This is a genomic window from Aeromonas sp. s12 (assembly GCF_040907925.1).
In the GTDB taxonomy this organism is placed as follows: Bacteria; Pseudomonadota; Gammaproteobacteria; order Enterobacterales; family Aeromonadaceae; genus Aeromonas; species Aeromonas veronii.
The window spans coordinates 1-12,238 of record NZ_JBFOCT010000040.1; the positions used below are offsets into that span (position 1 = coordinate 1).

Sequence of the window (12,238 nt, forward strand, 5' to 3'; positions counted from 1 at the left end):
GGAAGGTGCGAATAAGCGGGGAAATTCTTCTCGGCTGACGCAGTCATTTCATTTCTTCATGTTTGAGCCGATTTTTTCTCCCGTAAATGCCTTGAATCAGCCTATTTAGACCGTTTCTTCGCCATTTAAGGCGTTATTCCCAGTTTTTAGTGAGATCTCTCCCACTGACGTATCATTTGGTCCGCCCGAAACAGGTTGGCCAGCGTGAATAACATCGCCAGTTGGTTATCGTTTTTCAGCAACCCCTTGTATCTGGCTTTCACGAAGCCGAACTGTCGCTTGATGATGCGAAATGGGTGCTCCACCTTGGCCCGGATGCTGGCTTTCATGTATTCGATGTTGATGGCCGTTTTGTTCTTGCGTGGATGCTGTTTCAAGGTTCTTACCTTGCCGGGGCGCTCGGCGATCAGCCAGTCCACATCCACCTCGGCCAGCTCCTTGCGCTGTGGCGCCCCTTGGTAGCCGGCATCGGCTGAGACAAATTGCTCCTCTCCATGCAGCAGATTACCCAGCGGATTGAGGTCATGCTCGTTGGCCGCGGTGGTGACTAGGCTGTGGGTCATGCCACTCTTGGCATCGACACCAATGTGGGCCTTCATGCCAAAGTGCCACTGATTGCCTTTCTTGGTCTGATGCATCTCCGGATCGCGTTGCTGCTCTTTGTTCTTGGTCGAGCTGGGTGCCTCAATGATGGCATCGACCAAGGTGCCTTGGGTCATCATGACGCCTGCTTCGGCCAGCCAGCGATTGATGGTCTTGAACAATTGGCGGGCCAGTTGATGCTGCTCCAGCAGGTGGCGGAAATTCATGATGGTGGTGCGGTCCGGCAAGGCGCTATCCAGGGATAACCGGGCAAACAGACGCATGGAGGCGATTTCGTACAGAGCATCTTCCATCGCGCCATCGCTCAGGTTGTACCAATGCTGCATGCAGTGAATGCGTAGCATGGTTTCCAGCGGATAAGGTCGCCGGCCATTACCAGCCTTGGGGTAAAACGGCTCGATGACTTCCACCATGTTTTGCCATGGTAGAATCTGCTCCATGCGGGACAAGAAAATCTCTTTTCTGGTCTGACGGCGCTTACTGCTGAATTCACTGTCGGCGAAGGTGAGCTGATGACTCATGATGAACCCTTTTTCATGGCTCCAGATGACAAACATGATCTCATATCAGGGACTTGTTCGCACCTTCCCTAGCCAAACGACTGGGGTTAAAATGATAAAGATACATAGCTATGGGCCATTATAGAGTTGCATCCTGCATATTGGTTAACGTGTTGATTTATAGTGTTTTTTATGCACGTATGGTGTAATGTGACGCTAGCATGGTATTGAGAATGTAGTTATGGATAACAAAGTTTCAATCGAAGAAATGCAAGCATTAAAAGTATTGCTTGTAGATGACCACGCTATATTGCGGGCAGGAGTCAAAGCTACACTCTCAACAGATCACCTTATGAAGGTGATTGCAGAGGCTGGCAATGGTAAAGAAGGATTAGATCTGGCAGTAGAATATGAACCAGATTTAATATTGCTTGACCTTCAAATGCCAGTGCTTAATGGATTAGAAACGCTGAAGAGAATCAGAGCAAAGAAAATAAAAAGCAAGGTCGTTATCTTCACCGAGTCAGATTTGGAAATTGATGTTGTAGAAGCGTTTAGGTTCGGAGCCAATGGATATCTTTCAAAAAATATTGAACCGCTTGATTTAATTGGCTTCATTAAGAGCATATGTGCTGATACATCAATTGAAAGTCCTCAGTCAAACAATAAAGTAATGTCAATCTCATTATCAGATAGTAATGTTGGCATTATTGAATCATTAAGCCATAGAGAAATTGATGTAGTAAAACTTCTTGCTGAAGGTCACTCAAACAAAGTCATTTCAAAATTATTATATATATCTCATGGGACGGTAAAAATACATGTGAGAAACATTCTAAGAAAACTAAAATTAAATTCTAGAGTTGCTGTTACTGTATGGGCACATAACCGAACTATTAAGTAACTATAATTTAAAAATGTACATAAATAAAAATTAACTTGATATTTTTATTGTTGCAGATTATTGCCATACTAGTTAACGACTCTCTTAAATCATATGCCCATAGGGTGCATATGATTTATAAATTCTGCTTGCAACGATACATGGCCTCATCCGCCAAACGGAGTAACAAGTTTAGATCTGGTGGTGTAGTTGCATCATATTCCACATAGCCTATAGAACAAGAAAGGTTATATACCTTACCGCTATGCTTATTGAACTCATCAAAGATCTGATTTATTCGATTATTGATTGATTCAATATAGTTAATGTTTGTTTCTGGGAGTAAAACCACGTATTCATCACCACCTAATCGAGCACAGATATCAGCATTTCTAAAAATCAAGTTGATCAAGCTGGCGGCTTGGCACAATGCATCATCTCCAACATCATGACCAAATCGATCGTTTATAGATTTGAAATGATTCAAATCTATAAACAATAATGAAAGGCCCCTTTTCGTTCTGTATGCATGTTGCAAGTACCTCTCAGCCAGAAGAATAAAACCTCGCCTGTTGGTTATCCCCGTCAACTCATCTATTGTCGCCATTTGAACTGCACGTAACTCGCTTTCAACTGTTAATGCCAAGTCGGTAAATAAAGCTCTATCCTTTTCTCCAAAAGCCCTAGCCTTACGGTCTATAAGGCACAACGAACCGATATGCAATCCATCAGTTATTACTAATGAATGACCAGCATAGAATCGGATGTATGGCTCCCCTTGAACCATTGGATTATTATAATAAAGAGGATCTTTGGTTGCATCTTCAATAACAAGCATGCGTTCTTTGAGAAATCCATTTTTACAAAAAGAGATATTAGGAAGAGGTTCATGGATGTTTAGGCCATAACAAGGCTTGGCCCACTCGTGTTCATTGTCTTCGAATGAGATCAGGGCAATAGGCACATCAAACATGTTGCGAGCCATTCTTGTTATACGAATGAAACGTTCCTCTGTTGGGGAGTCAAGCACTTGGAGACGGCGCAATGCATCTAAGCGAAGAAAGTGGGGATCACTGGTTTCAGAGAACGGTTGCATCTTTGCGGCCTTTTACGTTGTGTCCGAAGCGATGCTATTATGACACTCATTTGGATATAACTAAATAGAATGCTGGATTACGGATGACAGATTTTTAGCGCGGGTATGCGAAAATACACACATTTGGTTTTCTAATGAGACCATCACTAGGGGGGCAATCGAAACTCATTCGTGTTGTTCTATGAAGGCGAGGCTATCATCGAGCACCCCAGACGCTTGTAAAGCACCATGGCACGAACTGGATTTTAAATTAATCATAATAGCAAAACTGCTCTTGCAGTTGTTCTACTCTACCCTCGGTTTTCATTTTTTTTAGCATTAAGGCCAAATCTTTCGCTAGCCTTGAGTGTTTTTTATTAAGATACGCATAGCCTGCCAAGGTATCAACAATTCCTGCGGAATATATTTTATTATACTCGGTCGATTCCGCAAGCAATGCTTGCTTGCTCCTATCAAATACCAGAGTCTGCTCCACAAATACATCAACGCGTCCTTTTATCAGTTTTTTCAATCCCTGCTCAGTTGTGTTTACCTCTGTCGGCAGGGGGAAGGTAATAAGCTTGGAAAGTGCGTCTTCGGCGCGTTTTGAGCCTCGCCTGAATTCAACTCTTAATCCTTCCTTATCTAGGCTATGCCAAGAATTATATTTTGATTTATTGTCATACACATAAGCTTCAATAGTCACGTTGAAATGTGATTCATTCACTCTGATCAAGTTGGTTGTTTGCTGTTGGTATTCAAATGCCCGATGAATTTCACCATCAACACTGCCATTCTCCGCGAGGATCGGTGCTCTTCCACCAGGAACGCCCTGATATAGAAATTTATATCCCAATCTAGAAAATGCCTCGCTATAAATATTATATAACCAGCACCCATACTTTGAATGATAAGTGTCCTCTGAACTAACTAGAACAATTTTGGTATCAACAGCAATAACGCATGAAGAAAGTGTCGCAAGGAAAATTAACAATATGTTTCTTATGTTGTATTGTGAAAACATACATACCCCACATTGACACATCCCACTTTTAATATAGCTCACGTTAAAAAATTCGCCATGCTAAATGAAATTAAAATACTGTTGGTGACATTTCTCACGAGATATGGGCTCGCGCCACTTAAATAGTGTTTCTTCCAAAATGGTTTGCTCTGCTGAAAGCTAATGTATAGGAATTCGAGTAGCAAGCCATCAATGCATATTCATAGACAAGTAATTAAAATTATACACAGACACTGAATAAAATAAACAAGATCCCCATGATTAGGGTATCTTGTTTCATACGGTCAATTACTTCTTTACCAGTATAAAAATGATTTCTCTAAGAAATGCTCAGATAGTTGTATTTTTGGCGACAGCTATTTATCGTTTCACTTTGCATGAATACATCTCTTCATCTGCGTGCCGCAGTAGTTGATCTAAATTAGGCGGCATACTAGCATCGTAAATCACAATTCCTAAGGAGCATGACAACTGGTATGGCTTACCACTATGACTATTGAAGTCATCTATTGCATGATTCAGCCGCTCTTTAATTCTCTGACAATGTTCACTACCAGTGCCAGGTAAAAGGACAACGAATTCATCCCCACCAAGGCGAGCGAATATATCAGCATCGCGGAATACTCGGCATAACAACTCGGCCATATGTCGCAACGCGTCATCGCCAATGTCATGACCAAACTTATCGTTAATTAGTTTGAAGTGATTTAGATCTAAAAAAAGTAAGGCCGCTGTGTGTTTTACACGAAATGCATATTTCAAACTTTTTTCGGCGAGCAGCATGAATCCTCTACGGTTAGTTATCCCCGTCAATTCATCTATGGTTGCTCTCTGAACGGCTTGTAACTCACTCTCAACCATGGATGCCAAATCAGCTAACAGCGCTTGGTCTCGTGGGCTAAAACCCCTGGGTTTAGAGTCTATGATGCACAATGTACCCAGCTTCAAACCGTTCCCAACTTCTAGTGGATGGCCTGCATAGAAGCGAATGTGTGGTTCCCCCGTGACTAAGGGGTTGTCAGAAAATCGTGGATCTTGGGCCGCATCTTCAACTACAAACAGTTCTTCACCGAGAATTGCATGACCACAAAAAGAAATGTCTCGCGGTGTCTCCAATACCGGCAACCCACAACATGACTTGAACCACTGTCTGTTTTCATCCACCAATGAAACCAATGCGATGGGCACATCAAACATGTTGCGAGCCATCCTGGTAATCCGGTCAAAACGCTCCTCTGCGGGGCTATCAAGTATCGCTAAACGGCGCAATGCGTCTAAGCGAAGCCGTTCGTTATCCGGTACTACAGGGCTTTGCATCAACATCTCCTTGTTGTGTGGGCACTGTACGCTGCCAACATATACTGTGCATCTGTAGATCTGATGTACTGACAGTATATTACAGTAGGTAGACCTATGATTTCGAGCCATCTCATCTTTGATGACAGGAGCAGTGTTTGCACTCTTGGTAGCGTGGTTGTCGCTCGCTCGACAAACAAGAGCTCGCCTAGAATCCCCCTAGGCTGTGTTCTTAAAGTGATGAAGATATAATCTCACATCTTCTCAACAGCTTAAGATCCATTCCGTGTCCCGCCGTTATCAGCTGACTGATGCACAATGGGGGCTTATCGAGCCCCTGTAGTGGTCTAATCATCCCGGACACCATTTTAGGTGGTACAGTCGCCACCATGACCTGAGGTGTTCAATGACAAGATTACGTCGCTCATTTACTGCCGAATTCAAACTCGAAGCAGCATCCCTGGTGCTCGACCAGGGGTATTCTGTTCCCGAAGCAAGCCGTTCACTGGATGTCGGTGAAACTGTGCTTCGTCGCTGGGTTCAGCAACTGCAATCCGAACGCAGTGGCACAACCCCAATCAGCAAAGCGCTGACTCCGGAGCAGCAGAAAATCCAGGAGCTGGAAGCCCGTATCAACCGACTCGAACGTGAAAAGGACATACTAAAATTATGTATGGTCTGCTCCTTATCTGCAAGCTTGAACTGATTTCCAGAAGTCGTTTGCGTCAATGTATCCGGCCTGTCTGTGAGCCGTTTTCCGGCTCTGGCCTTGATGGGATCCGCACGTCATCGTCCTAATAAAGCTACCAGTCTCGAGAGACTGCTTTTTTAGCCAGGCTGCAACGTCGTGGGGTAAACGCTTCTGTCATCTGTTTTTGGCTCGCAAAACCGGGTATGAGTTCTATCAGTTAAACGGCTGAACTTGTGTTGGGATACGGTTGGTAATCCCTGCCGGATGTCAGCACTTTCCAGCAAATTCGCATTATCTTGTTGGCCAGGGCGATAAGTATCACATGGTTGTGATGGCCGACCTCTAGCCTGGCGACCCATTCGCCTAACGATGATTTGTCACGCTTCATGTGAATTTTCAGCGCTTTGGCGCCCTGAATAACCATTTGCCTTAAATAGCTATTGCCACGCTTACTGATCCCGCCGAGCGAAGATTTGCCGCCCGTTGAATATTGCCTGGGGACCAGCCCCAACCAGGCTGACAGGTCGCGGGCTTTCTTGAATTGTGAGCCATTGCCAATTGCGGCAATCAACGCGGTTGAGACAATTGGTCCAATGCCGGGGACGGTACTGATTTTTTGGCACAAACTCGACGTGCTCGAGGCTTGTCCGAGCATGAGGCTCATGTCATCAATCTGAATATCCAGCTGTTGCCACCGTTCTCTCAGACGCAATACCAGGGCGCGGATAAAGTCAGGCAAGCCATTCTCGGCATCTTCAAGGATCGTCGGCAGAGAACGCTCGAAGACTTTTCTGCCGACTGGCACGGTGAGCCCATATTCTAGCAGCAACGCTCGCATCTGATTGACAGTGGCGGTTCGTTCGACGATGAAACGCTGACGGACGCGATGAGTCGCCTGCAATGCCAACTGTTCATGAGATTTCAACGGGACACAGCGCATAGTGCCTCTGCTACCAGCCTCGGCAATGGCGGTGGCATCGTTGAAGTCATTCTTGTTCGATTTGAGGTAGGGCTTAACAAATTGAGCGGGAATAATCTTGGGCTCGAACCCCGCCTGTTGGAACAGGTGTCCCCAGTATTGCGAACCAGGACATGCCTCGAAGGCAACCCGACAGGGTGGAGTCGTACTGATGAACTGTTTCAGTTGTGAACGAGTGAGCTTTTGCTTGGTCAATACATGCCCCATGCGATCCATCGCCACCAGGTGAAACCAGTTTTTGCCTAAATCGATCCCGTAAATGTAAATCTGCGCTTGAGTCATGATGAGCCTCCTTGATGCTGGCTCCAGCATAGCGGGGTGGATAGAGCAGACCATCCCATTAGGCTACTGCTCTCTTGATGGCGGACGAGTTCACACGTACGCGCTGATAGACCGATTAAGGGAGCAAGCCCCCATCACCTTGGTCTGCTGCGCTTTCGATGTGCCCACTTCCTGTTTTTACGATTATCTGGCCCGCAGGCGGGCGATTAACCGTGAGCGTATGCAGCAGCGCTGTGAGTTGCGCCGTTTGTTCAAAGAAAGTCGGAACTCAGCGGGCAGCCGCACCTTGATGTCGATGATGCGAGAGCTGGGGTATCAGATTGGCCGATTCAAAGTGCGCAGTCTGATGAAGGAAGCCGGTCTGGTATCCAAGCAACCGGGCGCTCATCGCTATCAGGTCGCCCGGTCTGAGCGACCGGATATTCCCAATCTGCTGGCCCGTAAATTTGATGTCCAGCAACCCAATCAGGTGTGGTGTGGCGATATCACCTATGTCTGGGCCGCGGGTCGTTGGTATTACCTAGGCGCAGTGCTTGACCTGCACACCCGGCGGGTCGTGGGCTGGGCGATGTCTGATAAACCTGATGCAGAATTGGCAATCAAAGCACTGGAGATGGCCTATCAGCAGCGGGGTTGCCCATCCGGTGTGCTATTTCACACTGACCAGGGCAGCCAATATGGCAGTAGGGTATTTCGGCAACGACTGTGGCGCTATCGCATGACCCAGAGCATGAGTCGGCGTGGTAATTGTTGGGATACTCAGTTCATTATGCTCAAGAACATCAGCCCAATCTGACCCGTGCTGGGATTGGCGAACATAATGCCTTTGCGTTGACCTGTCGATTGGATGCTGATGTTCCCTGGCATTGCTGGGCCCAGCGTCTGTGACCTAATAGGAGCCTTGTGCTGCATCTTGAGTGTCCTGTCCTGCGTATGGGGTTGGTAGTGCATATTCCTTGGAGGAATGAGCCATGAACAATTCCAGAAACAAAGCTGAAGTTATCCTTGGTGTAGACACCCATATGGATACCCATGTCGGGGTTTTGCTTAATGCACAAGGGCACCAGTTGGGATGCTTGATGGTCACGACCAATACCAGCGGATATGAGAGACTCGTGACCTGGGCAAACTCTTTCGGGTGCTTGAAGAGAGCAGGCGTTGAAGGCACAGGCACGTATGGTGCTGGCTTGGCCAGTGTACTGCGCAAGCATGGTATCGAAGTGTTCGAAGTTAATCGCCCTGACCGCTCCAAACGCAGGCTTCAGGGGAAATCGGATCCTACTTATGCTGAAAGTGCAGCGAGATCCGTTCTTTCCGGTAGTGCTAACGCGATAGCAAAGACCCAGTCAGGCGCGGCAGAAATGATGCGAGTGGTATCAGTAGCCAGACGCAGCGCCGTCAAAGCCAAAACTCAGGCAATGAATCAACTCAGATCATTGCTTGTCAGTGCCCCCCAGGATGTTCGTGAACGACTCTGGAAAAGCAAGCCCGCTGACTGTGCAAAGGGATGCGCACGAGTGAGGTCATTGGGTACCACTGAACTCCTGCATACGTTAACGACTACCCTGTGTCTGCTGGCCAAGCGTTGGCTGCTATTGGCAGACGAAGTTGAAAAACTTGATGCCATGTTGGATGCCTTGACCCATCAACATGCTCGTCGTCTGCGCGAGCAATTTGGCGTCGGCCCTCAAACCGCAGCGGTGCTGCTTTCAACGGCTGGCGATAACCCGGAACGGTTAAGAAATGAAGCATCGCTTGCGGCACTTTGTGGGGTTAACCCTTTACCCGCATCCTCTGGAAAGACCGTACGACATCGCTTAAACCGAGGTGGTAACCGTGCAGCAAATAATGCGTTATGGACGATTGCAATGGTCCGGATGCGGGGAGATCCACAAACCCAATCTTACGTCGCACGACGTAGCGCCCAAGGCTTATCTTCGAAAGAGATCCAGCGTTGTTTGAAACGCTATATCGTCAGGGAACTCTACCCTTTGATCTTGGCCGATTTAGCTGACTCAGCGCGAGCCTGTTGACATAGGAGCGTCAACGCCCCGATGCAGCGGTTGTTCAGGAGTTTGAAGACGGAGTGGCTGCCGGCCACGGGATACATGCACTTGCGGGAAGCAAAGCGGGATATCAGTTATTACTTGATGGATTACTACAACTGGCGGCGTCCACATCAATACAATGACGGGATGCCGCCAGCAAGAGCCGAGGATCGGCCTAACCAAGTGTCCGGATTTAGTTGACCACTACACCCAGTTTCCTTCTCGAAGCCTGATCGGGCGCCCTACCCGTGAAACGCGCCAAGTGCTCGATGGCATTCTCTGGATACTCCACACCGGAGCTCCTTGGCGAGACCTTCCAGAACGTTTCGGACCATGGAATTCGGTCTACAACACCTTCCGGCGTTGGCAGGATGCAGGCCGGATTGATGCCATTCTGGAAGCGCTGCAACTCAAGCTCAATGAAGAAGGGCTCATCGATTTCGACCTGTGGTGCCTGGACGGCTCCAATGTCAGAGCATCCAAAGATGCTGCCGGTGCACGTAAAAAAACACCTCAATGAATCAAGCCCTTGGCCGTTCGCGGGGAGGTTTCGGCAGCAAAATTCACTTGGTCACGGACGGTCATGGCTTACCACTGAGCTTCTGCCTGTCACCGGGGCAATCAGCAGAAATCAGCTATGCAACAAGCGCGTTGGCCATGGCGAGGATACCAACGTCATCAGGTCGCTACCGAACACGGCCAGCGCATCTTGCCGCAGACAAGGCCTATAGCAGCAAAGCCTTTCGAGCCGAGCTACGGCGGAGAAGGATAAAAGCGGTCATTCCGCAACGCAGCGACCAGCAACGGCGCCATAAGGGGCGTCCATTGGTACTGGACAAGGTGCATTACCGCAGGCGCAATGTCGTGGAGCGGTGCTTCGGTTGGTTGAAGAAGTTTCGCCGGTTTTCAACGAGATATGAAAAGCTAGCCAAGAGTTTTGCAGCCTTTATCAAACTGGCATTCTGCCTTCGCTACTTGCGCGAGTTATGTGTGGACAGAAAACCAGCATTTTGAGAACACAGCCTAGTTTTATTCGACCATCCTAGCAAAAAGCCATTCCGCAGTTAACTTGTTTGTCATTAATGAACTAACCTCATATCATCAAGTCTCCCAGTTTTTGCATCTGGATGTTTCACGATGGTCAGAGTCATTTTTCAAGCCAAGGTACATACCTCCGTTGATTCAGGCGGGTGGGTCGAAGTCCCACATTTATGCTTGCAACACTGCGTTATAGAGGACTTTAAGGCTCACCCTCGCTGGAGAAGATCCATCTCATCTTTAGAGCTGGATGAGATTCTCGAACAGCACACCACTAGGTTGTTTGGGGAGGCCAGGCGATTAGATCTGAACACTGTGCCTGAAGGTGTCTCTGTAGATGTGTTCGGGGCTTTGGCTATTGTTACTATAAATTTGATGCAGTGTGACACACACCATTGAAAATATAATATATTCAGACACTTATGGCTTTAAAGCTCAGGCCATCGTCTTCATCGTAGACAAACCTTAACGTTCAGATTGTATGAACGGTAGTAAGTAGTTATCGAGCAAGTCGTCCTGAGGGGGCTCGTTCAGGTTCGAGGAGGGTGATCACAATGATGGGCTCATTTAAAGCTTTCTGGTATGGTTAGCCCATCAGATTTTTTCAGACAGGATGTCGGTGTAATGAGTGATAAAACCCAGTGGAAAACATAGTCATTGATTTCCCGCATGCGTCTTGGGTTAGGGAAGGTGCGAATAAGCGGGGAAATTCTTCTCGGCTGACGCAGTCATTTCATTTCTTCATGTTTGAGCCGATTTTTTCTCCCGTAAATGCCTTGAATCAGCCTATTTAGACCGTTTCTTCGCCATTTAAGGCGTTATTCCCAGTTTTTAGTGAGATCTCTCCCACTGACGTATCATTTGGTCCGCCCGAAACAGGTTGGCCAGCGTGAATAACATCGCCAGTTGGTTATCGTTTTTCAGCAACCCCTTGTATCTGGCTTTCACGAAGCCGAACTGTCGCTTGATGATGCGAAATGGGTGCTCCACCTTGGCCCGGATGCTGGCTTTCATGTATTCGATGTTGATGGCCGTTTTGTTCTTGCGTGGATGCTGTTTCAAGGTTCTTACCTTGCCGGGGCGCTCGGCGATCAGCCAGTCCACATCCACCTCGGCCAGCTCCTTGCGCTGTGGCGCCCCTTGGTAGCCGGCATCGGCTGAGACAAATTGCTCCTCTCCATGCAGCAGATTACCCAGCGGATTGAGGTCATGCTCGTTGGCCGCGGTGGTGACTAGGCTGTGGGTCATGCCACTCTTGGCATCGACACCAATGTGGGCCTTCATGCCAAAGTGCCACTGATTGCCTTTCTTGGTCTGATGCATCTCCGGATCGCGTTGCTGCTCTTTGTTCTTGGTCGAGCTGGGTGCCTCAATGATGGCATCGACCAAGGTGCCTTGGGTCATCATGACGCCTGCTTCGGCCAGCCAGCGATTGATGGTCTTGAACAATTGGCGGGCCAGTTGATGCTGCTCCAGCAGGTGGCGGAAATTCATGATGGTGGTGCGGTCCGGCAAGGCGCTATCCAGGGATAACCGGGCAAACAGACGCATGGAGGCGATTTCGTACAGAGCATCTTCCATCGCGCCATCGCTCAGGTTGTACCAATGCTGCATGCAGTGAATGCGTAGCATGGTTTCCAGCGGATAAGGTCGCCGGCCATTACCAGCCTTGGGGTAAAACGGCTCGATGACTTCCACCATGTTTTGCCATGGTAGAATCTGCTCCATGCGGGACAAGAAAATCTCTTTTCTGGTCTGACGGCGCTTACTGCTGAATTCACTGTCGGCGAAGGTGAGCTGATGACTCATGATGAACCCT

9 protein-coding genes and 3 pseudogenes are annotated in these 12,238 nt (G+C 47.9%); 6 read left to right on the forward strand and 6 right to left on the reverse strand.

The genetic code is table 11. The annotated features are described in order from the left end of the window. Positions 1–146: 146 nt before the first annotated feature. The gene (locus AB5Y67_RS20940) at positions 147–1,124 is read right to left on the reverse strand and encodes an IS5-like element IS5 family transposase (protein ID WP_368208070.1); all 978 of its coding nucleotides are present in this window, start codon (positions 1,122–1,124) and stop codon (positions 147–149) included. Positions 1,125–1,344: 220 nt separating this feature from the next. Between AB5Y67_RS20940 and AB5Y67_RS20945 the strand changes: the two genes are divergently transcribed. Further along, entirely contained in the window at positions 1,345–2,007 is a 663-nt protein-coding gene (locus AB5Y67_RS20945) for a response regulator (RefSeq protein ID WP_325793927.1), read from the forward strand. A 115-nt stretch (positions 2,008–2,122) separates the two neighbouring features. On the opposite strand, the gene AB5Y67_RS20950 is transcribed toward AB5Y67_RS20945, so the two are convergent. The 3 genes from AB5Y67_RS20950 to AB5Y67_RS20960 all read right to left on the reverse strand — a co-directional run bounded on the left by AB5Y67_RS20950 (position 2,123) and on the right by AB5Y67_RS20960 (position 5,402). After that, positions 2,123–3,082, reverse strand: a complete 960-nt coding sequence (locus tag AB5Y67_RS20950) for a sensor domain-containing diguanylate cyclase (RefSeq protein ID WP_080602637.1) — start codon at positions 3,080–3,082, stop codon at positions 2,123–2,125. A 250-nt stretch (positions 3,083–3,332) separates the two neighbouring features. Next, positions 3,333–4,085 (reverse strand): transporter substrate-binding domain-containing protein, encoded by a 753-nt coding sequence (locus tag AB5Y67_RS20955; RefSeq protein ID WP_325793928.1) that lies wholly within the window; start codon positions 4,083–4,085, stop codon positions 3,333–3,335. Between the two features lie 360 nt (positions 4,086–4,445). Further along, positions 4,446–5,402 (reverse strand): sensor domain-containing diguanylate cyclase, encoded by a 957-nt coding sequence (locus tag AB5Y67_RS20960; protein ID WP_151286328.1) that lies wholly within the window; start codon positions 5,400–5,402, stop codon positions 4,446–4,448. Positions 5,403–5,787: 385 nt separating this feature from the next. Between AB5Y67_RS20960 and AB5Y67_RS20965 the strand changes: the two are divergent. Next, a pseudogene (locus tag AB5Y67_RS20965) lies at positions 5,788–6,048 on the forward strand (transposase); the annotation flags it as partial. 241 nt (positions 6,049–6,289) lie between these two features. On the opposite strand, the gene AB5Y67_RS20970 reads toward AB5Y67_RS20965, so the two are convergent. Further along, the gene (locus tag AB5Y67_RS20970; protein ID WP_151286329.1) at positions 6,290–7,333 is read right to left on the reverse strand and encodes an IS110 family transposase; all 1,044 of its coding nucleotides are present in this window, start codon (positions 7,331–7,333) and stop codon (positions 6,290–6,292) included. Positions 7,334–7,394: 61 nt separating this feature from the next. Between AB5Y67_RS20970 and AB5Y67_RS20975 the strand changes: the two are divergent. The 4 genes and pseudogenes from AB5Y67_RS20975 to AB5Y67_RS20990 all read left to right on the forward strand — a co-directional run. Beyond that, positions 7,395–8,090, forward strand: a pseudogene (locus AB5Y67_RS20975) (IS3 family transposase); the annotation flags it as partial. A gap of 214 nt (positions 8,091–8,304) precedes the next feature. Then, entirely contained in the window at positions 8,305–9,366 is a 1,062-nt protein-coding gene (locus AB5Y67_RS20980; RefSeq protein ID WP_201954674.1) for an IS110 family transposase, read from the forward strand. A gap of 12 nt (positions 9,367–9,378) precedes the next feature. Beyond that, positions 9,379–9,582: pseudogene (locus AB5Y67_RS20985) on the forward strand (integrase core domain-containing protein); the annotation flags it as partial. Next, positions 9,551–10,395 (forward strand): IS5 family transposase gene (locus tag AB5Y67_RS20990; RefSeq protein ID WP_320643246.1). Its coding sequence is split into 2 segments (ribosomal slippage): positions 9,551–9,884 and positions 9,884–10,395, totalling 846 coding nucleotides; the frame shifts between segments, so codons are not numbered across the junction. The pseudogene AB5Y67_RS20985 and the gene AB5Y67_RS20990, both read left to right, overlap by 32 nt. A gap of 855 nt (positions 10,396–11,250) precedes the next feature. On the opposite strand, the gene AB5Y67_RS20995 is transcribed toward AB5Y67_RS20990, so the two are convergent. Further along, positions 11,251–12,228, reverse strand: a complete 978-nt coding sequence (locus AB5Y67_RS20995) for an IS5-like element IS5 family transposase (RefSeq protein WP_368208070.1) — start codon at positions 12,226–12,228, stop codon at positions 11,251–11,253. Positions 12,229–12,238 lie beyond the last annotated feature (10 nt).